The sequence below is a fragment of the uncultured Cyclobacterium sp. genome, from assembly GCF_963977555.1.
Lineage (GTDB): Bacteria > Bacteroidota > Bacteroidia > Cytophagales > Cyclobacteriaceae > Cyclobacterium.
This window is the reverse complement of the sequence record NZ_CAXBPD010000015.1, coordinates 118,514-144,336: the sequence shown is the minus strand read 5'-3', so window position 1 is coordinate 144,336 and position 25,823 is coordinate 118,514. Positions and strand designations below refer to the sequence as shown.

The window sequence follows — 25,823 nt, the reverse complement described above, 5'->3', positions numbered from 1 at the left end:
TACGAGCTAAAAAGCTAAAAATTCGGTAGTATTTTATATAAACAATGTAGATTTGCCGTAAAAAATTATCTCTTTTATTTATTTTTAAAAGGAAGGGTGTTTGATTTAAAATTATTTTATATTAGTTAATTGTTATAAAGGTAAATGGACTTGGTATCAAATATTCTTATTCACCACCAATTCATAAAAAAAATCACGGTAATTCCCGCCAATGGTTATGTGTAGGTCTTGATCTATCAGCTTTACTTTGTTTCTACTGATGATTTCTATCTGGTTGACTGACACAATATAGGATTTGTGAATGCGAATAAAGCCCTTGGAAAATAGGCTCATCTCATAGTGTTTGATTGAATTAAGTGTAAGAATTGGCTTGTCATTTCCGATAAGGTATATCTTGACGTAATCTTTGTAGCCTTGAAGATAGGCGATGTCTTTAAGGCTGATCTTAACGGTGAAATGCTCAACTTTCACGAATATAAACCTAGATGATTCATCAGGTTGGTTTTCTTGAAATGCGACTTGGGACACGGCATTTGGTTGGACGTGTGGTATATGGATAACTTTTCCCACTGCCTGAAAGAAACGGCTAAAACTGATTGGTTTCAGCAAATAATCAATGGCGTTGATCTCAAAACCTTTTACCGCATATTCACTGTAAGCTGTGGTGAAGATTACCTTGGGCTTGTTGGAAAGGCTTTCATAAAACTTTATACCGTTCATATCCGGCATATTGATATCCAAGAACATCAATTTGATCTCATCATGGATGATGCAATCCATTGCTTTTAAAGGAGAGTCAAACCTACCCTTTAGCTCCAGCATTGGCATTCTTGAAATATAATCTTCCAAAATATCCAATGCCAATACTTCATCATCAATGATAATACAGTTAATCTTCATTTTTTTATCTTTAGAAAAGCTTTAAAAGTACTGTTTTCATAAATTTGCTTAAAGCTGTGTTTTCCCGGATACAGCAACTCCAATCTTTTCTTGAGATTTTCAATGCCAATTCCTACTTTGTTGGTATTGATATTTTGGTCGTCTTTTTTGCCTACACTGTTGATTACCGAAAGGAATATTTCATCCTTGTCTTCCTTAAATGAAATAAGGATAAAGGATGGCGTAACGTAACTTATCCCATGCTTAAAAGCATTTTCAATTAAAGTAATAAACAAGAGTGGTTCTACAGTATAGTTTTCATTTGTAAAGGAAAAGTAGCACTTAATTTGCGGAGCATTGTTATCCGAAAATTTAAGCTTTTCAAGATTTACATAGTTTTTAATGAAATCCATCTCTTGGTGAATAAACACTTTGTCTTTTCCAGATTCATATAAAACGTACCTGAGTATGTTGGAAAGCAACATTATGGATGGTGTGGTGTTCTCGGATTTTCTACTTGCAAGAGAATAGATGTTATTCAAAGCATTGAATAAAAAGTGAGGGTTAAGCTGGTTTTTAAGAAAGTTTAACTCTTTGATGATTTTCTGCCGCTTCAGTTCATCATACCTTTTAGACTCCCTATCAAGTTTGGTAATAAGTTCTATGGCAGTTCCCAATACCATAATCAGGACGAATCTCATAAGTGATGGTATCCAGAAATACATTTGCCTTCGACCTCCTCCTCCACGAAATTTGGGAGTAGAACGGCCTTCTCCCATTGGTATAAAATCCATAAAAGTATATTCGAGGAAAATAAATAGTGCAAGAAAAGATATTAGAAAAAGCGCATAGTTTAAATACTTTTGTTTAAACAATAGATGGGGAATCAGCCAAATAATATTGGCCAAATAAAAAAATATTATACTAATATTGGATAAACTCAGATAGAAATTTGGCCGGAATTCCTGAATTCTGTTTGAAATAATAAAAAATACTGGGGATAATATTACCCCCAGTATCAAGACATGAACCAATGTCTTTAAAATTACTTTCTTTTCAATATTTAACATCTATTTCGTTGTGAAAGGATTAATCTTCCTCGTCATAATAAACAAAAGGCTGAAATTCGTATATGTCATCAAATCTCAAGCTGGAACTTCTTCCCAATAGTACATAAGCCCTTCCATTGACAGAGAAAGCGGAGGCGCCAGCCCTATAAACTGCTTCAAGTGGAGTCTTTTCTTCCCAAAGGTCGTCTGTAGGATCGTATTCCCAGGTGCTTCCCAATATTGAACCCAATGAACCTGCTACGAGATAACCAAATGAGCCAACAGAAAAAGCACTTGCTTCACTTCTCACTAAGCTATAATCATCATCATAATCCAAATCGTTTTTTCTGGTCCATTCCATACTGTTGCCATCCAAAGACCAGAAATCATACTCATAAGAACCATTGTTGATACCTGTTCCAATATATGCAATGTCGCCGATAACAAAAACCATGGCACTTTGACGTTTTGCTCCTCCCATGGAGATTATTTGTGACCATGAATTACTAGTAGGATCATACTGCCAAAAATCTTTTTGCTCACTACCATCATAGCCAGTACCGATGTATCCTTTTCCTACAAGTGAAAAACCTATTGCATTGTACCTGGCAGTCCCACCGAAAGAAGCTACTTCTATCCAGTTATCATTTTCAGGATCATATTCCCAGAAGTCATTTAGTTTGTTGGTGCCGTCATAGCCTGTTCCTACATAACCTTTTCCATCTATAGTAAAGGCAACAGCATTGCTACGCGCTTGCCCAGGGAAATCTGCTTTTTTGATCCAGTAATCTCCTGCAGAATTGTATTCCCAGAAATCATTTAAATAATCTTCTCCTGTATAACCTCCCATTACAAAGGCCCTGTCGCCAATTGAGAAAGACGCAGCATTGGAGCGGTTGCTGCCTTCAAAATAGGATCTCCTGACCCAGTTTCCTTCACTGGTAGTCACATCATCACTGATACAACCTCCCAGAAAAAAAACTCCAATAATAACTCCTATTAACAAACGTGTTTTATTCATAATAATTTAATTTAAAGGAAGAAATACAATATCTAGTTTGATTTTTTGCTGTGTAGAATGAGATGAGAGTACCAAATACCTCGATGTGAGTGTGGTGCTAACAGGTAGTGTAATCCATAAGGCATTCTCATTGTCGTAATTGGCACTAAGCTGGCTGTCTATGAAATCTTTAACAGGGATTTCATAATAGGTCTGTTCCTGAAATTGATCATCAAAAGCAGCCATGCCCACTGTTCCCAATGATCCAATGATCTGGTTGCTTTTATCAACCGTATAAACATTGATGGAAAAGGCTGGGGTGTTGAAATAATTATTATAAGTCCCTGGCTTGACAGGCAAGTGAAGTACTGCAGAAGAAATAAAGAAGCTTTCGGAAATTTCTTTCAGCAGCTGGATTTCTGGAAATTCAATCCTAATTCCTGATTCGTAAAGGGGATCCACCATTACTGCCCCAGATGTTTGCTCAGCGTCAATATTTGTATAGGAAGCAAACCCATTTAATAGGCCTGTGGACTTGTCTACAGTTAAATTGGTAAAAGATTCGGTGCCACTTTGTACGGTAATCTTGAATTGGGAATTTGTTTGGTCAATATTGGCTGATCCTCTATAATAAAAACCTATATATGAAGTCTCTGAAAAGGTTAACAAAGGGCCATTTCCAAGGGCTTCAATGACCAAACCTTTGAATTCCTCTTCCAGGTCTTCGTTTGAATTAAAGATCGAACTACTAGATTTTGAGTTTTCAAAAAGTGCATGACCAAATTCGTAAGGCAAGGTTACGGTTAGCGAATCCTTGTGGGGCAGGGCTTGAACTTGTTTGTTTACTATAGGGCTAGCCCTATGTTCAAAAGTTTGAAAGTTGTAAATGGCATTATACTCATCAGGTTCCGGATTTTCGAGCAGTTCGTAGATATTTAAATCAAATACAGGTAAGGTGTCGTATTGAAAACTTTCATAGAACAATACAAGTACTACAGAATCCATTTGTGCCTCATCATTCATTCTGATAGCACTTTCTGGGCCAAATTGTAAATAGGAAATAGCATTTACGTTTCCCCTGATACTATCATTTGAGGAGCCAACCATAAAGTTTGTTTTGCCATTCGTTACCAGGCTGTCTTTAAAATAATTGTACAACAAAATCTCAGTGCTTTCAATTAAACTCACTTCCAGCTGATCATCATCTTTGATGACTTCAGGCTGGACAAGTATATCATTTTCAAAACATCCTGTCATTAAAATGGCCAATGAGGGGTAACAGAGATATTTGATTAAACTGAAACTAGCATCCATAGCGATTATTTTTGCCTCAAACCAAATCAATCTTCCACGAATAGTAATGCATAATAGACATAGAGACCAATGTTGTCGACCAAAAGCCTTATATTCTCTATGATCCTGAATACCGGATTCGGATTTGTTGTTCTGATATTTATAGGTAAAAAATTGGTTTACATCTATACATTTCCAGCTTAAATCTATTATAAAGGAATAGGAAGAAATGAAAGAATAGCTTTCGGAAAAAATAAAAAATGGTTTTTCCAATTCGAACGCTTTGTCTATATGTTTTTTCCTTTTTGCTAACAGGAACATTGCTAGCACAGCGGGGAGATGGTTCTTTATTTTCTTCCTATGGTATAGGCTTGATAAATAATGACAATGTGGGTTATTCAACGAGGCTCGGTGGAACGGGTGTTGCTGTACAATCACCCTATTTCCTCAATCACATTAATCCAGCATCAAGCGTTGGTATACTTGGTGCCTATAATTTTATGATTGATGCTGATGTTAAATACCAGATGATGAACATTTCTACTTCTGAAGAAAGTATTGACCTCAATAGAACCAATTTGTCTCATGTAGCTTTTTGGTTAAAGGTTTCCAAAAAGTCCGCTTTTACATTTGGCTTAATGCCTATCAGTAGTGTCGACAATAGTTTTTTGGAGACCACTTATTTTGTAGGTTCGGCAGATCCTTATTCTAAATACACCAAAAATTATGGTGACATAAGTAAGGTGTTTTTGAATTATGCCTATGCGCTGCATCCTCGACTTTCCCTAGGTGTTAGACCTTATTACCTCTTTGGGCATGTCAACAATACAAATTTATATGAAGTCCAATCTGATGTCAACGGATCAGTGGACAGCTTTCAACTGAACTTGAAAAATAATTATAGTGGAGTGGGTGTGGACCTGGGTATGCAGTATATAGCGTATAAAAAAAAGGATAAAAAAATAATACTGGGACTGACCTACAATGCCCCTGCAAATATTAGTGAGCAACTATCTGAGGAAGTTCAACTGTTAGATTCAGATTCACTTCTGTTTGAATCCAGCGGAGAAATGGAGCAAATGGATTTCTTTCAATCTGCAAAGGCAGGAATTTCTTATCAAAACAAAAATTGGATAATTGCTGCGGATTATGTCTATAAATATTTCCCAGATTCATGGGAAGATTATACTGCTGCCCAGCAAGTAAGTCTTGGAGTTGAATATGTACCTGACTTTTATGGTTACAGTTTTCCTAAGCAATTGAATTATTCAGCAGGCTTATTTTATGACACCGGAAATTACCTCTTTCAAAACACACCTGTAAGTCGTTACGGTTTTACAGCGGGGATAGGTTTCCCAATACAAAACCTTACAAGGTTAACTTTGTCCTATCAGTATGAAAAACAAGGAAGCACCTCACTTCTAGCAAAAGAGATTACTCATGGGATCACAGTAAATTTTAATCTTGCTGATATCTGGTTTCAAAAGAAAGGCTATAAATAATCCATGAAACAGTCTTATTAAATTTTACTTCTAATCGTTTAAAAATGAAAATTGCATTTGCCCTCTTTTGTAGCTTGTTTATTTGTTCTTTTAATTCTCCAATACCGAACCAAGCCAATTTAAAGGTGGGGAATTTAGATTTTGATTTGGGTGGAGATATTCGGATTCAAGTGTTTAAAAAACAGCCAATCGATATGTTGACGGAAATGGAGCCTGTTGTAAAACTAAAGGTAACTTTAGAAAAAGCTCTTTTTATTAAACTTCCTGAATTGGCGCCTGGAGAATACCTGATTGCAGTCTTTCATGATAGCAATAAAAATGGTAAAATGGATTATAGCTTTTTTGGATCTCCTCGGGAGGGGTTTGGGTTTTCAGGAGAATTTTACTGCAATAAGAAAAATGCAGCTCCTGAAACACATTATATCTGGTTGAATTCAGGAACTCAGGATATCACTGTTAATATTTGCTATAGATAAGGGAAGAAGTATTCCTGACCATCTACGACAAAGACCTTAATCAGATGTTAAATTCAGAACCCCTTTCCTGAAGAAGAGACCTCATTATCATTTTGTCAAGGATGGCAAGATATGGGTTTTTGAAAGTATTGAGGATGAAATGAATTTCGTTCAACTTACTATTGATTTTTAGTTTACCCTTGCAATAGCATCATAACCAATTTAAATTTTGATTTCTTCAAAATTTAAAAGCCAACATAAATTTTTTCAAAATAAAAGGCATTTTTTGAGGTAAAAGGCAAACGAATTGCCCCTATTTAATGAAATCCCCTCTATCTTTACCAGACAGGCCTTTTGCCTATCAAATCAGGAGAATTCAACTTACCTTAATTGTAGGGCCATAGCGTTGCGGTCAATCTTAAAATATATCAGTAAGGATTTACGGAAAGAAACATGAATAAAAAGCAAACGATATTTAGCTCATCTCTAGCTTTGGCAGGAATATCATTAATTGGAATCGTTGTTTTGCTCTTAATGGATTACCAGGAAGGAGCTTCCCTACTTGTGTTGTCTTTCTTTGCCTTTTTACTGATAGGAATGCAAGGTTATGATAGGTTTAAGGGTTTTTCGTTTACCGTGTGGGTAATTGCGGCAGTAGGTGTAAGCATGACTTTTCCAAGTTACATTACAGAAGTTGCGGGCTACAAAACGGATGGTTTTATTGTCCCTTTAATACAGCTCATTATGTTTGGTATGGGCACCACCATGGGGATAAAAGATTTTCAGGGGGTATTGAAAATGCCAAAAGGTGTAATTGTCGGTTTGGTTTCCCAGTTTACCATCATGCCCATTCTTGCCATAAGTCTGGCTATTTTAATGGATTTCCCACCGGAGATTGCTGCAGGTATAGTACTTATTGGATCCTCGCCTAGTGGTGTGTCCTCCAACATCATTACCTTTCTAGCCAAGGGAAACCTCGCTCTGTCCATTACCTTAACTGCCTTTACTACTATACTAGCACCTTTTTTAACCCCTATGTTAATGAAATTGCTGGCAGGTCAATTTATACCGATTGATTCCTTCCAGATGATGATCAGTATAATCAAGATGATCTTTGTACCCATCATTGCAGGAATGGTATTCAATAAGATTTTCAAGGGTAGGGCAGTATGGCTAAATATTGCCATGCCTTATATTGCCATGGCAGCCAATGTTATAATTATTGCGGTAATTGTGGCGGCAGGGCGCGATAGCCTTTTGGAAATTGGTCTATTGCTGTTGTTGGCAGCCATTATCCACAATGCAAGCGGTTATGTTTTGGGCTATTGGGGTTGCCGTCTCTTTAAGATGAACAAAATCGACAGTCGTACCATTGCCATAGAAGTAGGCATGCAAAATGGGGGCATGGCAGCAGGGATTGCTTCCGAGTTGGGCAAGGCCGCTACTTTAGGCCTTTTCCCTGCTATTTTTGGCACCTGGATGGATATATCCGGTTCTTTCCTCGCCAACTGGTGGCGGACAGCCCCAACCGGAGAAGATGACTCTTCAGAACTTACTGATAGCCCTCAATCAAGGGACTTAGAAAAATAAAACTTGATTTTTGAAATTTCATTGTTGCCGGTATCTACTATAAATACGAAGGCTAAAGGGCCTAATCAATAATAACCGTGGGCGTCAACTCCCGGCATACAATTCAATCTTTTCCCCAACCCTGAAGAATTGTTGAATAGTCAATTAGTAAGCCGTTGCTTTGGTTAAAATGTTATTTCCTTACACAAGTTATAAGAATTGGTTATGGACGTTGTAGCCTTACAGCTTCTCGGATATGGCATCCTATTTTTTTTAAACTACTTCCAAAGTACAAATTAAGAAAACAACAAGAATATTTTCTGTCTTTAGGTCTATATACAGTGATTTTTACTTAACTTTTCATCAAACCCTTGTTATCATGTTTCAAAGCTCAGGATATAAAAGTGGCTTATATCAAATATGGAACCCAGGCCTAAAGGGCCTGAACAATAATAACCGTGAGTGTCAACTCACGGACCTCAACGCACTATTTTTCTGCAACCCTGTTAAGGGTTGAACAATCAATTCTACATATCCAATTAACTCCAGAAAGAAGGTTTTGATTGTTATAAACCATTGGATAATTATCCTGAGTAGGGGTTTATCTTCATGTGGGTCAAAACACAAGTTAAGTACAGAATAGCGTTACTTAGAACCTTGCAATAGGATTTTCTGACGCTTCAAAAAATGGAGACTTACTAGATCCTGCTAAATGAAGATGCCCTCCCAGCTAAGCCAGGAGGGCGTAAAAAGCAATCTTCAACTGTCTATGGTTGACCGCAGTTGTCGATCAAATTGTTATTTTTTGATGACAAGTATTTAATAATCTCCCATGCCAAACATTCCTTTTCTGGCACGTTTAAACTTAAACCAAGATGGATTAACAGCAGTAGAACCCGGACTGTCTACTTGAATCAATAGGGAAGCAAATGGTTCGTAAGCTGCCCTTGGGGCAATGTTTCCTTTTGCCACAATGATTTTCTGTCTTTCAACATATACGCCATTGGAAATAAGTTGGTGCGCACTGTTTGGGCTGGATGCCAAAGTAGTCAAAAGGAGCAAATTCGGTTCATCCAAAGTGGAGCCTTCTACCTGAATAACTGCTGTATGGCCCATATTCCAGTAGCGACCACCACCATGGCGCACTTCTGTCTCAAGATAACGTCCCACATTCAAGGAACGTACCTGGCCTTTTATCCTTACAGGTTTTCCATGCATGTCATCTGTTTTTCCGCCTACTTCAAAATCAAAATCATTTCCCACGCCTGCATTTTCAGCGATCTTATAAGCATCTGGATCAGCAATTACCATTACCCAGCCTTGAGCTCCTTGCTTGATCAATTCTTCCAACAAAAAAGAACTGTCACCTGTAGATCCACCACCAATATTATCACCCATGTCAATCAAAACAACGGGACGACCATCATGTTCCATTGCCATTTTCACAGCTTCTGCAGGCTGAGGGCTGTCAAGAATTGTTTTATCGCGGGAATCCCAAAGCATATCAGAAAGTCTTTGTGCCTCCTTTTGTGCAAGTTCGGGATCATTATCAGTAACGACAATTACCGATGGGCCCATCCATGGTACATCTGCGTATTGATAGCCACCAGAAACACTTACTGCCAGTACTTTTTCATTTTTCTCCAATTCTTTACTTGCCGTAGTGATTGGAAGCAATGGGTTTGCAAAAGTGCTCTGATATACAATATTATAAACCATAGGGGCCTTCACAATAGCCTGTGTTGGTTTTACACCTTCTTTTACCATTTCAGCCATGATTTTTGCCGCCTGTAAGCCACGATCGAATGTATCAAGGTGAGGGTTTTCCTTAAAGGTGATCAAAACATTGGAAAGCTTTACCAATTCTGGTGTAACATTGGCATGGAAATCATGAGTGACAATGATGGGCATTTTAGGGCCAAAGGCTTTCCGAACTCTTCTTACAATTTCTTCATCACCGCTAGGGTAACTTTCCACAACCATTGCACCATGAAGATTAAGCAATATACCGTCTAGTTCAGGTCCTGCTTTTAGTTGCTTAATGATTTCGCCCATCATGGTGTCGAAAGCATTGTCAGTAACAGGTCCCATAGGCCTGGCTCTGGTAACTACGGTAGGGTAAAGCTCCAATCCGAAACGCTTAGATCCTTCAATATAGCCTGAACTTATGGTTTGAGAATTGGCATAAGAAAAGAATTTTTCGGACAATTCTTTTTGGGTCTCTCCCAATTTGAAATCAAATAAATCCAGAGTAGTAAGTTGGCTACTAAAAGAATTTGATTCGTGGGCAATTCCAGCCACGCCTATTATTGGTTTTTTTTGAGCGAAAACGCTATTGAAAGCAAATAAAACCATGGGGATGGCGATAGCAGTTCTAATAAGGGTAGTAATTTTCATCCTATTTCTTTTAAGCGTTTATACCCAGGGTTTCCCCTAATTAAGTGGTGAATTTATTTAAATCAACTTATCAATAATAACTTCTTTTTTGTTAAAATTCAAAAATTATAGGGTGCAAGGTTTTATTTTAGCAGGGAAGGTAATAAATATTGTAAATTTTGCATTGTATGGCCATTATTGATACCACCGTGGCAAGGATGACATTCCAACTGTTAAGTGAATCGATAGGTTTTTCATCATTAATTTAAAAAAAACTTTCATTATGGATGCTGTTCACGAGACAATGTCTTTACTGAAACTGGAGAAAAATAAAGTTAATAACTTGGCCAAAGGGAGATGTAGCTCATTAACCATTGAAGTAATAAATCTCCAAAAAGATGATTGTTTTACCACCGTATTTTGAGGATTTATATATATTTAGTCAAGAATAGTGTAATTGAAGGTCCTGTCAATCCAGAATTGAAATATAAAAGGCTGTAGAATGAAAATTATTAAAGCCGAACTGGAATATTTCTTAAGGCCTTTAAACAGTATTTAACCTATCACCGACAACAAAATACAATTAAATTTATGAGAACTAAATTATTAACCTGGTCATTCTTGATTTATTGGCCATTTTTGATAAACCAGGTAATTGAGGACAAACCTGTTCTGGAAAGCCATCCTCAATCGTCTTTAAAGAAAGCCGAAGCCCAATATTTGGTAAAAAGACTTAAGCAGCGTTCAATAACCATTGATGCGGATTGGGATAAGAAGCAATGGAAAAAAATCAAACCTGTCACCCTTGATTACAATATGGGAACTGAGCCAAAGTTCCTACCAAAGGTAAAGGCTAAACTGATGTATGATGATGAAAACATCTATGGTATTTTCCAGGTGGAAGACCGCTATGTTCGTTCCGTTGTACAAGAATACAATGGTAATGTCTCTGGAGATTCTTGTGTTGAATTTTTCTTTTCACCTGACACGGACTTGCCATTGAGCTATTTTAACCTGGAAATTAATGCTGGAGGAACGCCGCTTATCTTTTATGTTGCAAAACCTTGGGATAAATTCACAAAATTAGAAAAGGAAGACATTGATCAGATCGAAATTGCCCATTCTTTACCTAAAGTAGTAGATCCAGAAATTACTGAAGCGACGACTTGGACCATTGAGTATCGGATACCTCTTTCCATGTTGAAAAACCATTCGAAAGTTACCCAGCCAGAAAGTGGCACGATCTGGAAAGCCAACTTTTACAAGACAGGAAGTAGGACCAGTAACCCAAATTTTCTGACCTGGTCCTATGTTGACAATCCCAAACCAAACTTTCATTTGCCCAAGTTTTTCGGCACCCTGAAGTTTGAATAACCTTGTAGTTATTCACTGCAAAATTGGATTAAAAAAAAATGCTTCTTTGATAGGCTTTTTTTTCAATTTGTTTTTGTGGGGGATTCGAAATTTAAATGTTGCCTTTGCCATCATAACTAGGATAAAGAACTTGCTTACAAACCGGGAAACCGGTTCCAGACTGAAATTTAACCATTAACTTAACATAAAATATAACATGAGACGTAGGGAACTTCTTAGGTATCTTGCCATTACGCCCTTATTGCCTGGGCAATTGCTTTCCATCTCCCCAGCGCAAGCGAAGACTTCCAACCAAGGGAATTCGGGAGAATTTATTCCCGGTAGGCCGAAAAGAATAGCGGCTATCCTAACAGAATATCGACCTAATTCACACGCGGACGTGATTGTTGGCAAGTACTTGGAGGGCTATAATCAAGACGGTATGGATCCTTATCCAAGGTCAAAAATCGTTTCCATGTTTACCGAGCAGGTACCTGATACAGATATGAGCCGAGACATGGCCAAGAAATATGGGGTTCCTATTTTTCGGACTGTGGCCGATGCCCTTACTTTGGGTGGTGACAAATTGGAGGTAGATGCCGTTTTGCTTATAGGCGAGCATGGTGTTTACCGGATGAATGACAAGGAGCAAAAGCAATATCCCCGATTTGAGATGTTTTTAAAAATTACGGATGTTTTTAGAGAGACTAAAACTTCCGTACCAGTGTTCAACGACAAGCACCTTTCTTACAGTTGGAGACAGGCAAAACGTATGGTGAAAATATCAAAAGAACTTGATTTTCCAATGTTGGCTGGTTCCTCCGTTCCAGTAGCTTGGCGTATCCCGGCGATTGATACACCGTATGGTGAGGCCCAGAAATATGCTGTGGGCATTTCTTATAGTGGTTTGGATATTTACGGCTTTCACCTGCTGGATGTCCTTCAGTCGGTAGTAGAGCGAAGAAAAGGCGGAGAAACAGGAGTAAAAGCGGTTCAATGTCTTGAAGGGGATGATTGCTGGCAGTTTTTGGAACAGAACGAATGGGCCGACAGGCTGTTTAAGCAAGCAATTTCACATAGTCTCACAAAAGTGGAAGGTGACATGAAGGAATTGGTGAAATCTCCTGCTTTATTTGTCGTAGATTATAAGGATGGGCTAAAAGTTGCCGCTTTTCTATTGACAGGTTTGGTTCAGGATTTTACTGTGGCTGTTGAGTTGGAAGACTCAACAAAGCCCTATTCTACCCTGATGCGACTGCAGGGGAAACCCCACCATCACTTTGGGTCTTTAGTAAAAAACATTGAGATTCTATTTGAAACAGGTGAGGCGCCTTATCCTGTTGAGCGCACCTTGCTTAGTAGTGGGATTTTGGATTTTGCTTTAGAGTCAAGAATTCAAGGACACAAAAAACTCAAAACTCCGGAACTGGCTAAGGTAAGTTATGTGACGCCAAACGCTTCCCACTTTAGCACAAAAGGCTGGGATGAAAATGGCAAAAGGTTAGATTAAATAAAGTATTAAGGTCAGCTGAAAACTCCCATGTAATTGGATGTTTTTCTGTTTTTATATAATATTTATTAAAACTCCACGGGTTAGCGCTCGTGGAGTTTTTTTTTCTTGAGTTACACCCCCTATTTAACAGGTATTTAGCTCATCAATTGTGTCTCATCTCTTTGTAGGAGTAGTAGCCTTTTTTTGAAATCACGCTTGCTGATATGGAATTATTAAAATCAAAATAGCTTGCTCAAGATCAATTTGGAATTGGGTCATTTGATTACATTATTGAGGTTCTGTTCCATTGAATTCCTTAAATCTTCGAAGTTTGGTTTGATTTATAAACCGGAAAATAATTGGTAAAATTGGATGTATGAAAATTTTCCTGATCATATTTTTCCATATAAAAATAAATGATTTCCAATTAATTTTAGCATTCTTTTGTCTACTGGTAAATCACAATAAGGTCGAAGCTGGGGACGCTACTTCAGTGCTTTTAAAAAAAATAATGCCTTGGTCATTAACTATTGCTTCCTTTAATGAAAATGCGATTTAATTGGCAATAAGTATTTATTCATTACTAAGGCTTATAGATCATCATGAAGTTAATCAGCTTGTTTGTTCCTATCTTGGTGCCAGAGCAAAAGAGTTGCTTGCCTAGTAACAATTCAATTCAGCTTTTTAAAAATTAAACTTGAATATTAGAGAATAGCGAAGTTCTATTTGGAGAAAATAAGCATTTGAAAATTAACCCTGTAGGTGTATTTAGGATGAATTTCTTTAGTTGATTGAACTTTATAATCAAATTCCAAATTAATAATTAGAATGAACATAAAGGAGCATTCTTTTGTCGGTTGAAACTTTTACCCAAAAAATCTGTATTTTAATAAAATAGACCCAGATGAAAAATTCAAGTCAGGAAGTATTTGATTCCGAAACGCGTGGACAATTAGTAAATGGTAGCTCTAAATTAAAGGCCATGATTCACTGTAAATGTCCGGTATGTAGGGAGGGAGACATGTTTAAAAGCAGTGCTACTGATTTGGGGAAATTCAATGAGTTGAATAAAAACTGCAAAGAATGTGGCTTTGGTTTTATGCCTGAGCCTGGTTTTTACCAGATTTCAATGTTTTTCACCTATATGGTAGGGGTCGCCATTTTTATTGTGTTTGGTTTCCTAACTTATTTGGTATTCAATGATCCGCCCCTTTGGGTGTATTATGCCACTATATTTATACCGACCATTCTAAGTACTCCTTGGAACTTGAGGTACTCAAAAGTGGTCATGCTTTATTATTTTGGAGATAGTGAAGGCTTTAGGTAATGGTTTTTAAAAGCATTACTCTTCATCTACATTAAAAAAACGGTAGTCATATTTCCACGCTACGGACTCACCGGGCGCTAGTTCAAATCTAATATAGGGTTCAGGGCAATAAGTCCTTGGGTTGGCCCAATAAACAATTTTCTCCAAAGCTTTGTCTCCTTTGATTTTAACTCCGGCCCCAGTCTTGGTGTTTATCACTGAAAACTGATAGTCTTCGGGCAAATCTCTAAAACCCATAATACCGCTGGTATATACGTTTTCCCCCTTTTTGAAATACCTACTAAAGCTTATAGTGCGGTCGGAAACTATACCCAAAGAATCAAAATTAACCACTTTTTTATCTTCGCTGTTATCAAGCTGGATGTCGTAAGGAAAGTTGGTTTCAATATTTGGCCCTGTCAGCTCCTGATCAATCACAAAAAAATTATGGTTGTAGACGCTTGTTTTGATTGCTTTTTTGCCGGTATTCTTCAGTTTGTGTCTGATTTCAAGTAAGGGTTTATCTTTTACCAGCTCCACTATTTTGGCATACTGATAGGCATAGCCATCTGCATCTATTAATTCATGTTGGAATTCCACCCGGTTTTTATGGGTCTTCACTTTCCATTCACCACCATTTACCAATTCATAGGTATGGGAAAAGCGGTATTTTTCTTCCTTGATTTTCTTTAGAGCACCTATCCCGATTTTAACAAATACGCCTCCTTCTTCAGCATCATCATATCCTAGTGGAGAAAAATCTTCTACTGGCCCCATAATGGCATCGTTTGTCATCGGGTCATAGTTGTCAAACCATTGGCCAAAATAGTTATGGCCTTTGTATTCAAGACTAGAAATAACCCCCGACCAATCGAACCTTGAAGCACGATAATAGCCATTTTCATGGTCTGGGAGGTAGAGGTTTGCTGTGATTATCCCATTACTGATTTCCGTTTGGGGAGGTTTAACTAACCAACTGAAGCCAGCAGCTAGGATTAAAACACTTAAAAGGCCAGCAATTGCATAAGTTCTGCGCATGTTATTTCGGATTGGGTAGGAGACAGGTTGTTCTATCGGAAATATACAATGACTTTTTTATTATGCAGGGAAATTGCTAAAAAAATAGGTTTAGATAATGGGTGATGGGTGATCGCGTGATCAGTGATGGGGTGATGGAGTGATCGGTGATCGGGTGAAAACACGAAATTCATCGAGACTAAATCTTTCTATTTTTTTAAATATTTTCACGGACTTCTACCTTCGACAGGCTCAGACACCGGTATCTCGACAAGCACATTCCGACCGTCTCGGGCACTGGTATGGACGTTTAACTGTCTCAAGCAATGGTAGTAGATTATAGAAGTTTATACGTGAAAAACAATTAACAATTAACAATTAACAATTAACAATTAACAATTAACAATTAACAATTAACCATTAAACCAATTGAGACCTTTTTTTGCTATCTTATTGCTATTATTGTGAATCACTCCTTAATTGATGAAACAATGAAGAATGCCTTATTATTACATTTATTTTTATTAGTGATTGCTCCTTTGGTTATGTTCGGTTGTCAGAAAGAACCTCGTAAACCAAATATAATTTTGATAATGACGGATGATCAAGGGTATGGTGATATTTCTGCCAATGGAAGTCCTGATGTTTCCACTCCTAATATGGATAGGTTGAAATCTCAGAGCATTAGTCTGGAAGATTTTCAAGTGAGCCCTACCTGTGCACCTACCAGGTCAGCCATAATGAGTGGGCGACATCCATTTAAAAATGGCATTACGCACACAATTTTGGAAAGAGAAAGAATGGCGTTGGGTCTAACCATCTTACCTCAGGTATTGAAGCGAGGAGGATATACCAGTGGCATATTTGGGAAATGGCATTTAGGTGATGAAAAGGAGTACCAACCTGACAGCCGCGGATTTGATGAGGTATTTATTCATGGAGCTGGTGGAATCGGTCAGGCATATGCAGGTTCCTGTGCAGATGTCCCTGACAATGGATATTTTGATCCGATTATTAAGCACAATGGCACTTTTGTAAAAACCCAAGGATTTTGTACCGATGTGTTCTTTACCCAAGCCTTGTCTTGGATAAAGGATAAATCATCAACAGAGGAACCGTTTTTTGCTTATATCACCACAAATGCGCCACATGGCCCATTTATCGCTCCAGAAAAATACAAGAAAAAATTCAAGGATCAAGGTTACCCGGAAGATGCGCAAGGTTTTTATGGAATGATCGAAAATGTTGACGACAACCTAGGGGTATTAATGGACAAGCTAGAGGCCTGGGGAGTGGTTGACAATACCATTTTGATTTTTATGTCGGACAATGGCAAAACCTATGGAGGTTACAATACAGTGCATGGAGAAACCTACAATGCAGGGATGAAAGGTTTTAAGGGAAGTGTATATGAAGGAGGCACCAGGGTACCTTTCTTTATAAGGTGGCCTAATCATTTCAATGCTGGAAAAGAGGTTGATGTGATGCTTAATCATTATGACATGCTGCCAACCTTTGCTGAGATTGCCAATATTGACATCTCAGACATCCCCGACCTGGATGGAAAAAGCTTTCTTACCTATTTGAAAAACGACAGCTTTGAATCTGAAGACAGGTTGCGTTTTTTTCACGGAGGAAGGTGGCCATTAAACCCTGAAAATGTTTCTGGCCAAGAAGGTGCAGAACGTTGGATAGGGACCGCGGAAACATCAAATCCGGACAATTCTCAATATGAAAAGTTTGCAGTAAGAAATGAGCAGTATCGATTTGTAAACAATAATGAGTTGTATGATTTATTTAACGACCCTGGAGAGAAGCAGAATATTATTGCAGAACATCCTGAATTAGTAAATCAAATGAGAGGGGATTATGAGGCATGGTGGACTGAAGTTAGACCTCTGATGGTCAATGAAAATGCCCCTTTAGCCAATGAAAAACCTTTTTGGGTGAATTATGAAAAACAAAAAGAAACTGAAGGCGTCAAAGATTGGGTAAAACCTGACTTGGATTGAGGAAGCCTCATTTAACTAAAAAAAATGAAAATTGACAAGAAGTTCAATCAATTGAGTAAAGATGAATATTTTTACTTTATAGACAATTATAAGAAATACTCAGATTTCAATACCTTAGGTTTGTACCGTTCCATTTGTGAGAATGAAAGCCTTCAATTAAGCGATCAGATTGAAATAAGAGACCATGCCAATACCGTATTTGAGAAAACCTTCAATTTTTATCAATTAAAAGATCCCAGAACCTATTTTGACCTTACTACTTTAGGACTTGAACTGACTGCTGCTGACGAAAGGCAAATATGGGAGGACATCAGAGCCAACCAAGAGAAAATTCTTTCCGATAAGAAGCTAAAACACAGGAATTTTGGTGATTACTCCAAACACAATTGCGGACATGAAGATTGCCCTTATAATGGTATTATGATTAAACCAGGTTCTTCTTTTGCAGAATCAAGTATGCATTTTAAATCAGATAAAAATGCTGTTTCGGCTAAAAAGAAATCGGAACGATTTAAAAAACAACGCAAGAACAAGCATCAAATTATAAGAGATGAATACAATGACTAATAATCACATTTAATTAACACCAAGATTTGCAAAAATAACGTAACTTTTTCTCCATAATCGACACAGTATGGCTCAACGAAAATTTTTAAAGAGGGTACACATTACAATTTTTAACGGTATTGTTTAGGAAAGATTAAAAAAAGGAGAAAGTGTTGGGCAAGTGCTTAATTGAAAAGATTGTACCTTTGCATTTCTAATTAAGGTTTAGCAAGTCTTCACCTGTCCTCAACACGACACCAGCCAATTAATGGAAATCAACATTATTAAAGGTCAGCTAAGCAAAGATCAAATTGATCAGTGCATCGCCATTTTAGAAACCTTAAACAACGACACTGATCAAATATTTGATATTCCACTAGATCGAAGAATTGAGCTGATAAAGCAGGCTGGAAGATTGTCAAGGCCTCATAAAGAGGAGTTAATCAAACGTAAGAAAAACGCGAAGAAAAAAGTCAAAAAGGAAACAGCTAAAATTCATAAAGAAGCGCGGAACAATACAGGAATTCGCAGTGCCAGGGAAGCAATTGTTTTTGTCGCGCCTAAAATGATTGCCCCTAATGCTGAGCAAGAAAGACCTATAGGTGCAACTGTTGCTCCACGAGAATGTTACGTATGTAAAGAGGTTTTTACCACGCTTCACCACTTTTACGACACCATGTGTGGGCCTTGTGGGGACTTTAATTATGCCAAGCGTTTTCAAACAGCAGACCTTACAGGACAAGTGGCCTTAGTCACAGGCTCTCGTCTGAAAATTGGTTATCACATTAGCCTAATGATGTTACGTGCGGGTGCCACCGTAATAGCTACCACCCGATTCCCGGTAGATGCTGCCATTCGTTTTGCCAAAGAGGCTGATTTTGACACATGGGGACATAGGCTTAAAATTCATGGATTGGATTTGAGGCATATTCCTAGCGTCGAACTGTTTTGTAATTTCATAGAGCAGCAATACGACAGGTTGGATGTGCTGATCAATAATGCTGCGCAGACCGTTAGACGTCCAGCAGGTTTTTACCAGCACCTATTACCAAATGAGGAACTTGCCTATTCCGACTTTTCTTTTGCCGTAAAAGAGTTGTTATCAGACCATGAAGCATGTCTGCAAGAGTTAGGAGCAAGCAGTGCCATGATGGAAGATTCAAACAGAAACTTGCCAGTAACTTGGCATGGAAAGCAAGTTGGGATTGGTTTGAGTGCTTCTGCGAAATTATCTCAGATTGCTTACACCATTGACCATGCTTTGACACCTGAGGAAGTTTTCCCAATTGGTAAAATGGATGCAGATTTGCAACAGGTGGATTTGAGAAGGACCAATAGCTGGCGGTTAAAATTAGGAGAGATCCATACCAATGAAATGCTTGAAGTACAACTTGTCAATTCTATTGCGCCATTCGTGCTTTGCAATCGATTGGTTCATGTAATGAAAAAGGACCATACGGGTAAGAAACACATCATCAATGTTTCCGCTATGGAAGGGAAATTTCATAAATACCACAAAGAATCTCGGCACCCACATACCAACATGGCCAAAGCGGCATTGAACATGATGACCCTTACTTCTGCAGCAGAATTTGCCAAATTTGGGATCTATACCAATGCCGTAGATACCGGATGGGTAACGGATGAAGATCCAATTGAGCTGGCCAAGAAGAAAGAAGAAATTCATGACTTTCAGCCGCCATTGGACATAGTAGACGGGGCGGCCAGAGTAATGGATCCTCTGTTTGATGGGATCAATACTGGTAAGCACTGGAGTGGAAAATTCTTAAAAGACTACAAGCCGACAAGTTGGTAATAGAGGAGAACTTGATTTTTCCAGTTTAGCTTTTACTCCAAATAAAGGGAGTCTAAGGTTTTACTTTATACCTTTTTTTCAATTGAGTTAGAAGGGAAATAACATCCCTGTAGCTAAAGTGATGGCTTTAGCTACAGGAGTTTTTTAAATTTTAAACCAAATGCTATGGGTATTGGCCTTTGTGAACATGTACCTTTTGGCTCAATGATTTTTTGGATGATAGGTTAGACAATTCAATAAAGTTTAGGGATTTCATGACAATTTTATTAAAGCTGGTTGTTAGTAGGATAGAAGCAAATCATCTTTAAAATTGAAATGCCAGGCCTATAAATGGCCCATTTAAATCAAATGGTAATTTCTCTGTACTTCTTACACCATTCAATCTAAAATCAATATTTGATTCGTCTAAATTCTCTTTTGCTGTTAAGCTTTCATTGTTCACATCCGTTCCACTGAACTTCATCATAGGTTTATTGGAGTAGATGTTGTAAGAATAACCGCCAGTTATGGTTAACATGGAGTAACCTTCAGCTTTTTGAAATGGAAATGCAAAATCAAATCTAGGTTTAACTGTTCCCTGATTGGAGATAATTTTTATGGAAACATCATCGCTGTAAAAATCAGAATCATTTACCCTGATATACAAGTCGTTATTAGATATATTTCCCATTGGCGCCTTTGCTCTACCGAATTCTACTCCAAGGACTGGCCTGAAAATTATTTTATTCGATGCGCCAAAAGAAAAGTTATAACCATACGCGGTATGAAAAGCCAAGAAATTAACCGATCCAGTAATTCCGCTTCCTCCTATTTCGTAATGATACCCATTAAAATTCCCCGTTTGGATGCCAAAATCAAAAGAGATTCCATATTCCTGTTCCTTAATTGTCTTTTCTCCTAAAAAGGAATCCATGCTAGGACTTTCATCTACATAATTAAGCCACATCAATGATTCCTTTAGGTTGGTTGACCTTGATCCTATGCCTAAATAGAAGCCAGAATAATCATTGGTATCAACAGCTGCTTTCGGTGTAGGAGCAGTTTCAGGAATCGGCGCAGGTGCCTTGTCATTGAATCCTGCCATTTGATTATCATATTTTCGAGCACCATCTGTTCCGACTATATAGTTTACATTATCTAATGGTTCGGTTCTTTTGGAGCTGCTTCCATATTGAAGATAGGATAAGTAAGTTTCCTCGATGGTGTATTCTTTAACAGGAATAACCTTTCCACTATTAAGGTATATTTTTTGGGAAACTTGCTCAACTTTTATGTCATCTCTCAATTTCAACACGATTTCAACTCGCCTATTTATTGCCCGGTTTTCTGCCGAAGTATTAGGGACAATAGGATTAGACATCCCAAAACCATTGAACTTGAGTCGGTCTGCAACTATTTCTTTTTGAATCAAATAATTGTATACCGATTCAGCCCTTTTTTTACTTAATTCTAAATTGTAATCTTCATTCCCTACATCGTCGGTGTAGCCCTCAATGCTAATCGCAATATTTTCTACCTCTATAAGGCCCATCACCAGGGTATCTATTGTCATCTTAGAATTGGCTGTCAATAGGTGGTTGTCGGTTTCATATTGTAAGTGAGGTAAATTCAGCACTTTTCCTTCTATAGATTGGTTTGAATTGACCCAGTGGTACAAAGTATCCATACTTGAGGTCATGGTTTGAGCTTCTAGCGAATTTCCATAAAACATACTCAAGTATAGGAAAAGGCTTGCAAAGGTTAATCCTTGTTGTAGTTTCATATTTTAGTGTTTAAGTGATCCAATTTGCTTAATTTGAATTCGGTTAGGTAAAACATAAAATAGCCTTACATTAAGATCTGGTTTTTAAACATAGGTTGATAGACTTAATTACTGTCAGTATTTAATGACCTTAAAATTATGATTTGTAATGCTTTATGCCCTTAATGTTAGTTGAAAAAAAATACGCTCAAGCTTTATTTTCGCGAAGAGTATAGACTATATCGTGAAACTGCTTATCGAAGGAGTAAGGTGTTTTTAAATATTAAACCTTTTTGAATTTCACATACAGTTCAAGGTATTAATTGCTCAATAATATGAATATTAGATAGACTTTGACCTTGAGCAAATCTTACGTTTACTCTATGCACAAAAGAGGTAAAATCGGATAAGGATATAATATGTATATGGGGCAGTTAGGGGATAATTAAAAAAAGGAGGTGTTGATATCTTAAATTGTGGGACAATTAACTCTTTATCAATACCCTCTCCAACTTCGGCATCTATTCGAACCAGTGACCCTACACCTTGGTAAAGTTTACCTTCTTCAAAAAAGGGAGTGATCACCTTGGTATTAACTACTGTTATATGAGCGTTTTTTGTTAAAAAGTTTTATTATTTGTCTGGAAATGCTTCAAGGGATTTTTCAAGGCTTAGCAAACCAGTATCATTAATAAGCCCTTTATTTACTTGATATTATTTATTTGAAGTAAGGACTTAAAGACCTGATTTGTAGCTTGTTACACTCTATAATACTGCTTCCGCCAATCCACGTGAGGAGATTCCTCCAAGATATCCTGTTTCCTGAAATTTATAAATTCAGGCCAAACCCGATTAATTAAAAACATATCTTTTATCAAGATAGGTGTTTTCAAATTCGTAAAAGGGCTAAAAGTATTGGTAAAGGTGGGTGAATCGAGGGTTAGCCATATCCAATCTTAAATAAAGTCTATTTAATATGGTAATTATATACCCTCTCAATATTTTTGTAGTCATTAAATTCAGACCAACTCATTGTTTTTAAATGCTATTCAACAAGGAGTAGTTAAGATAGCTTTTGCCTTTCAGTCCACAAATGCAGGAAAATTTCAAAAGGGTATTTGTCCAAAACTCTTGCTATTTCACCACTTAAAATATAAATATTATAAATCTCTTGCGATTGAATCAAGTAGTTTATAATTTTCATAGCTTAATGTATTCAAAATAATAAAGTGTTATTTAATGTTTAACCCAATTTATGGATTTTAATAACTTTACCAATGAGTAGAAAAATACCTAAAACTTTAAAACTAAAGCACGGATTATTTGTCCTTGCTTTTTCCACCCAATTCTTGACACTGGGAACTTCCTGGGGTGCGAACAAGGGCTTGGTTGAAAGAATTGAGCCAGCATTGGACGTTGTAATTAATGAACAACTAAGCAACAAAAATATTGCCGTGGACATCACCGTTACCGGTACCGTAACGGATTCTGATGGGGAAACCATTCCTGGTGTAACGGTATTCGTTCCTGGAACCACCAAAGGAACAGCCACTGACCTTATGGGTCAATATTCCATTACTGTTCCAGAGGATGCTACTTTGTCTTTTTCCTATATTGGGTACGTTACCCAAAGCATTGCAGTAGGAAACAGAACGGTTTTGGATGTAGTATTGGAAGAAGATGTAACCTCAATGGATGAGGTTCTTGTCATTGGTTACGGAACAGCAAAGAAAAGCGATCTTACTGGCTCTGTAGCAAGAATCACTATGAAAGACAAGGCAAATCAAGCAAATGTCAACCTTTTTCAAGCCTTGATAGGGGCATCTGCTGGGGTAAACTTAGAAGGAAGGGGAGGAGCATCTAGTGAGCCTGAACTTTCAATAAGAGGGAAAACTTCCCTTTCTGCTTCTGATGGTCCTTTGATTGTTATGGATGGGGTGATTTACAATGGAAGCATATCCAATATCAACGTCAATGATGTAGAAACAATCGATATACTTAAAGATGCAAGTGCTGCAGCTGTTTATGGATCAAGATCTGCTAATGGTGTTTTGCTGATTACCACCAAAAAAGGTACCTCCGAAAAACCGGTGATTTCCTTTGGAATGTATACTGGCTTTCAGGACAAGACCAATAATTCGATGAGAGTGATGAATGGTGACGAGTTTGCAAACCGATTAGTGGATTGGGACCATCAGAGTAAGGTTTACAATTGGTACAAAACGAACCCTACAAGTGCGGAAGGAAGACCTCAAAGAGCTGATTTAACCAATAAGGAGACCGTAGGCTCCTATTTGAAGACTTTTGAAGAGCAACAAAATTACCTTGCCGGTAATGAAATTAACTGGGTAGATCAAGTTCTACAGGTTGCTCCAATGCAGAATTACAACTTAAGTCTTCAGGGCATGACTGAGCGGTCCACCTATTATGTTTCGGGTTCCTTTACAGATGTTGAGGGTATACAGAAAAATGATAAGTTCAAACGCTTTACATTGCGAAGCAACGTGGAAAGTGAAATAACAGATTGGCTGACTTTTGGATTGAATGTGTCCTATAGTTCCAGAGACAATTCAGGGATTCCTACCAGCTTATCGAATGCAAGGGACGCAAGTCCATTGGTCAATAATTATATAGGAGAGCCAAATTATGACATTTACCTAGGTGGAGAATTGTTCCAGCCTTACCCGCTTGTATACAAGTACATTGATAATTCTGATATCAACAATGAGCTGTTTGCTGTAGGAAGAATCAAGGTTAAGGTGCCTTGGATTGAAGGATTAAATTATGAGTTTAATTATTCTCAGGTATATGCCAACAGGAATAATAATACTTTTCATTCAAGCGCAACTCCTTCAGGAGTATCAAACAGAGGTTTGGCTATAAAGAACCCTTCTGAATCTACAGACTTTAATCTCAATAATATAGTTAGTTATTCTAAAAGCTTTGGAGAGCATCAGATTAATTCCACCTTCCTATTTAGTAGAGAAGGAAGAAGTGGTAATTCTTCTACCCTTTCAGCTTCCGGATTTGAGAATGAAATCCTTGGATACAACAATATTGGTTTGGCTGAGGTCATCACTGGTAGTTCTTCCGCTTATGAAGAAAACAGTCTTGCTTATATGGCACGGGTCAATTATAGTTTCCAATCCAAGTATATGTTTACTGGTACGGTACGTAGGGATGGATTTTCAGGATTTGGTGCGGGAAATAAATGGGCAACTTTCCCATCTGCTTCCTTGGCTTGGGTAGCCTCTGATGAGCCTTTCCTTGAGAATGCCGGTATCTATTTAAAATTACGTACTTCCTATGGTATAAATGGTAACCAAGGGATTGGCAGGTATTCAAGTTTGTCTAGAATGGGGACCCGTTATTATGTATATGGACAATCAACTGCTATAGGACTTTATCCAAGTAATCTTGGAAACGAAAATTTAGCATGGGAAACGACGACTTCTTATAACCTAGGTTTGGATTTCGGCCTGTGGCAAAACAGAATTACAGGTTCATTTAACGCCTATACTGCAAATACAACTGACGTATTGGTATTAAGACAACTTCCAAGAACGGCAGGATATGCCAATATCTGGACAAATATAGGAGGCCTAAAGAACAAAGGTGTTGAGTTTGATTTAAGATCTATCAACATGGATGGACTGTTAAGATGGGAGACAAATTTCACCTTTGCTTTGAATAGAGATGAAATCACCAAATTGTATGGTGGAGAGAATGACAATGACATTGGAAACGGATGGTTTGTTGGTGAATCTCTTAGCGCCCTATACGATTATGAAATGGCCGGAGGAGTTTGGACGGAAGAAGAATTCTTCAGCGGTAATGTGCTTGATGGATGGTATCCAGGTCAATTCCGTTATGTTGATCAGAATGGAGATGGAGCCATAGATCCAACAAATGACAGAAAGGTGATCGGAAACGAATCCCCAAGTTACCGTTTCAGTATCAACAACTCTTTTACTTATAACAATTTTACTCTTTCTGTTTTTATTAATTCCATACAAGGAGGTAATAATTATTATTTATCAAACAACGCTGACATAGTTAACCCGCTTTACTATTTCCCGGATAGAAGAAATAATTCAGCTGTTAACCCTTACTGGACACCAGAAAACCCAACGACAAATACTACCGGGATCTATAATGTGCCACAGCGTCAAAGTGGAATTTATCAAAGCAGGAGTTTTGTAAGGTTACAGGATATCTCATTGGGATATACTTTTAACCAAAGCTTTTTGGATAAATTAAAATTACGGTCTGCTCAAGTTTATGTGGCAAGCAAAAACCCGTATGTATGGACAAACTGGCAAGGTTGGGATCCTGAAACGGGTGTAAGTGATACTCCGCTTATGAGAAATTTCATATTAGGTTTAAATCTTAGCCTATAAGAAATCAGCTTATTAAT

The 25,823-nt window shown here is 37.7% G+C and carries 17 protein-coding genes; 10 read left to right on the top strand and 7 right to left on the bottom strand.

The genetic code is table 11. The features are described 5' to 3' along the window. Window positions 1-156: 156 nt before the first annotated feature. The 4 genes from AAC073_RS17890 to AAC073_RS17875 form a co-directional block, all read right to left on the bottom strand. Complete coding sequence (locus AAC073_RS17890; protein WP_339925170.1) at window positions 157-900, bottom strand: response regulator transcription factor; 744 nt, start codon at window positions 898-900, stop codon at window positions 157-159. Then, window positions 897-1,673, bottom strand: coding sequence for a sensor histidine kinase (locus AAC073_RS17885; RefSeq protein WP_339925169.1), 777 nt, complete (start codon window positions 1,671-1,673; stop codon window positions 897-899). Before AAC073_RS17885 ends, AAC073_RS17890 begins: the two co-directional genes overlap by 4 nt. A gap of 295 nt (window positions 1,674-1,968) precedes the next feature. Then, window positions 1,969-2,949 carry a kelch repeat-containing protein gene (locus tag AAC073_RS17880; RefSeq protein ID WP_339925168.1) on the bottom strand — a complete coding sequence of 327 codons (981 nt, stop codon included), beginning with the start codon at window positions 2,947-2,949 and terminating at the stop codon, window positions 1,969-1,971. Between the two features lie 6 nt (window positions 2,950-2,955). Further along, window positions 2,956-4,494: a DUF4270 family protein gene (locus AAC073_RS17875; protein ID WP_339925167.1), complete on the bottom strand. Its 1,539-nt coding sequence runs from the start codon at window positions 4,492-4,494 to the stop codon at window positions 2,956-2,958. Here AAC073_RS17875 and AAC073_RS17870 point away from each other — a divergent pair. The 3 genes from AAC073_RS17870 to AAC073_RS17860 all read left to right on the top strand — a co-directional run bounded on the left by AAC073_RS17870 (window position 4,482) and on the right by AAC073_RS17860 (window position 7,768). Then, window positions 4,482-5,723, top strand: coding sequence for a hypothetical protein (locus AAC073_RS17870; protein ID WP_339925166.1), 1,242 nt, complete (start codon window positions 4,482-4,484; stop codon window positions 5,721-5,723). The two genes, AAC073_RS17875 and AAC073_RS17870, sit on opposite strands and share 13 nt — an antisense overlap. A gap of 44 nt (window positions 5,724-5,767) precedes the next feature. Beyond that, window positions 5,768-6,199, top strand: a complete 432-nt coding sequence (locus tag AAC073_RS17865; protein ID WP_339925165.1) for a DUF2141 domain-containing protein — start codon at window positions 5,768-5,770, stop codon at window positions 6,197-6,199. 432 nt (window positions 6,200-6,631) lie between these two features. After that, complete coding sequence (locus AAC073_RS17860) at window positions 6,632-7,768, top strand: bile acid:sodium symporter family protein (RefSeq protein ID WP_339925164.1); 1,137 nt, start codon at window positions 6,632-6,634, stop codon at window positions 7,766-7,768. Between the two features lie 798 nt (window positions 7,769-8,566). Here the strand turns inward: AAC073_RS17860 and AAC073_RS17855 are convergent. Then, the gene (locus AAC073_RS17855) at window positions 8,567-10,144 is read right to left on the bottom strand and encodes a M81 family metallopeptidase (protein ID WP_339925163.1); all 1,578 of its coding nucleotides are present in this window, start codon (window positions 10,142-10,144) and stop codon (window positions 8,567-8,569) included. A 570-nt stretch (window positions 10,145-10,714) separates the two neighbouring features. Between AAC073_RS17855 and AAC073_RS17850 the strand changes: the two genes are divergently transcribed. The 3 genes from AAC073_RS17850 to AAC073_RS17840 all read left to right on the top strand — a co-directional run bounded on the left by AAC073_RS17850 (window position 10,715) and on the right by AAC073_RS17840 (window position 14,295). Further along, entirely contained in the window at window positions 10,715-11,497 is a 783-nt protein-coding gene (locus AAC073_RS17850) for a carbohydrate-binding family 9-like protein (RefSeq protein ID WP_339925162.1), read from the top strand. Between the two features lie 196 nt (window positions 11,498-11,693). Next, complete coding sequence (locus tag AAC073_RS17845; RefSeq protein ID WP_339925161.1) at window positions 11,694-12,986, top strand: hypothetical protein; 1,293 nt, start codon at window positions 11,694-11,696, stop codon at window positions 12,984-12,986. A gap of 886 nt (window positions 12,987-13,872) precedes the next feature. Next, window positions 13,873-14,295 carry a DUF983 domain-containing protein gene (locus tag AAC073_RS17840; RefSeq protein WP_339925160.1) on the top strand — a complete coding sequence of 141 codons (423 nt, stop codon included), beginning with the start codon at window positions 13,873-13,875 and terminating at the stop codon, window positions 14,293-14,295. 15 nt (window positions 14,296-14,310) lie between these two features. Here the strand turns inward: AAC073_RS17840 and AAC073_RS17835 are convergent, their stop codons facing one another. Beyond that, window positions 14,311-15,312, bottom strand: coding sequence for a hypothetical protein (locus AAC073_RS17835; RefSeq protein WP_339925159.1), 1,002 nt, complete (start codon window positions 15,310-15,312; stop codon window positions 14,311-14,313). A 470-nt stretch (window positions 15,313-15,782) separates the two neighbouring features. Between AAC073_RS17835 and AAC073_RS17830 the strand changes: the two genes are divergently transcribed. From AAC073_RS17830 to AAC073_RS17820, 3 genes are all read left to right on the top strand, one after another. After that, window positions 15,783-17,303: an arylsulfatase gene (locus AAC073_RS17830; RefSeq protein ID WP_339925158.1), complete on the top strand. Its 1,521-nt coding sequence runs from the start codon at window positions 15,783-15,785 to the stop codon at window positions 17,301-17,303. A 24-nt stretch (window positions 17,304-17,327) separates the two neighbouring features. Next, on the top strand, window positions 17,328-17,870 hold the full coding sequence (locus AAC073_RS17825) for a hypothetical protein (RefSeq protein ID WP_339925157.1): 543 nt from the start codon (window positions 17,328-17,330) through the stop codon (window positions 17,868-17,870). Between the two features lie 247 nt (window positions 17,871-18,117). Then, the gene (locus AAC073_RS17820) at window positions 18,118-19,665 is read left to right on the top strand and encodes an SDR family oxidoreductase (protein WP_339925156.1); all 1,548 of its coding nucleotides are present in this window, start codon (window positions 18,118-18,120) and stop codon (window positions 19,663-19,665) included. Between the two features lie 304 nt (window positions 19,666-19,969). Here the strand turns inward: AAC073_RS17820 and AAC073_RS17815 are convergent, their stop codons facing one another. Further along, a complete protein-coding gene (locus tag AAC073_RS17815; RefSeq protein WP_339925155.1) occupies window positions 19,970-21,427 on the bottom strand; it encodes an OmpA family protein in 1,458 nt (485 codons plus the stop codon). Between the two features lie 1,256 nt (window positions 21,428-22,683). Between AAC073_RS17815 and AAC073_RS17810 the strand changes: the two genes are divergently transcribed. After that, window positions 22,684-25,806, top strand: coding sequence for a TonB-dependent receptor (locus AAC073_RS17810; protein ID WP_339925154.1), 3,123 nt, complete (start codon window positions 22,684-22,686; stop codon window positions 25,804-25,806). Window positions 25,807-25,823: the final 17 nt, after the last annotated feature.

What these genes read in the sequence shown, in the direction of transcription:
- AAC073_RS17890 (WP_339925170.1), bottom strand. Translation starts at nt 900, where the DNA reads ATGAAGATTAACTGTATTATCATTGATGATGAAGTATTGGCATTGGAT.
- AAC073_RS17885 (WP_339925169.1), bottom strand. Translation starts at nt 1,673, where the DNA reads ATGGATTTTATACCAATGGGAGAAGGCCGTTCTACTCCCAAATTTCGT.
- AAC073_RS17880 (WP_339925168.1), bottom strand. Translation starts at nt 2,949, where the DNA reads ATGAATAAAACACGTTTGTTAATAGGAGTTATTATTGGAGTTTTTTTT.
- AAC073_RS17870 (WP_339925166.1), top strand. Translation starts at nt 4,482, where the DNA reads ATGGTTTTTCCAATTCGAACGCTTTGTCTATATGTTTTTTCCTTTTTG.
- AAC073_RS17865 (WP_339925165.1), top strand. Translation starts at nt 5,768, where the DNA reads ATGAAAATTGCATTTGCCCTCTTTTGTAGCTTGTTTATTTGTTCTTTT.
- AAC073_RS17860 (WP_339925164.1), top strand. Translation starts at nt 6,632, where the DNA reads ATGAATAAAAAGCAAACGATATTTAGCTCATCTCTAGCTTTGGCAGGA.
- AAC073_RS17855 (WP_339925163.1), bottom strand. Translation starts at nt 10,144, where the DNA reads ATGAAAATTACTACCCTTATTAGAACTGCTATCGCCATCCCCATGGTT.
- AAC073_RS17850 (WP_339925162.1), top strand. Translation starts at nt 10,715, where the DNA reads ATGAGAACTAAATTATTAACCTGGTCATTCTTGATTTATTGGCCATTT.
- AAC073_RS17845 (WP_339925161.1), top strand. Translation starts at nt 11,694, where the DNA reads ATGAGACGTAGGGAACTTCTTAGGTATCTTGCCATTACGCCCTTATTG.
- AAC073_RS17840 (WP_339925160.1), top strand. Translation starts at nt 13,873, where the DNA reads ATGAAAAATTCAAGTCAGGAAGTATTTGATTCCGAAACGCGTGGACAA.
- AAC073_RS17835 (WP_339925159.1), bottom strand. Translation starts at nt 15,312, where the DNA reads ATGCGCAGAACTTATGCAATTGCTGGCCTTTTAAGTGTTTTAATCCTA.
- AAC073_RS17830 (WP_339925158.1), top strand. Translation starts at nt 15,783, where the DNA reads ATGAAGAATGCCTTATTATTACATTTATTTTTATTAGTGATTGCTCCT.
- AAC073_RS17825 (WP_339925157.1), top strand. Translation starts at nt 17,328, where the DNA reads ATGAAAATTGACAAGAAGTTCAATCAATTGAGTAAAGATGAATATTTT.
- AAC073_RS17820 (WP_339925156.1), top strand. Translation starts at nt 18,118, where the DNA reads ATGGAAATCAACATTATTAAAGGTCAGCTAAGCAAAGATCAAATTGAT.
- AAC073_RS17815 (WP_339925155.1), bottom strand. Translation starts at nt 21,427, where the DNA reads ATGAAACTACAACAAGGATTAACCTTTGCAAGCCTTTTCCTATACTTG.
- AAC073_RS17810 (WP_339925154.1), top strand. Translation starts at nt 22,684, where the DNA reads ATGAGTAGAAAAATACCTAAAACTTTAAAACTAAAGCACGGATTATTT.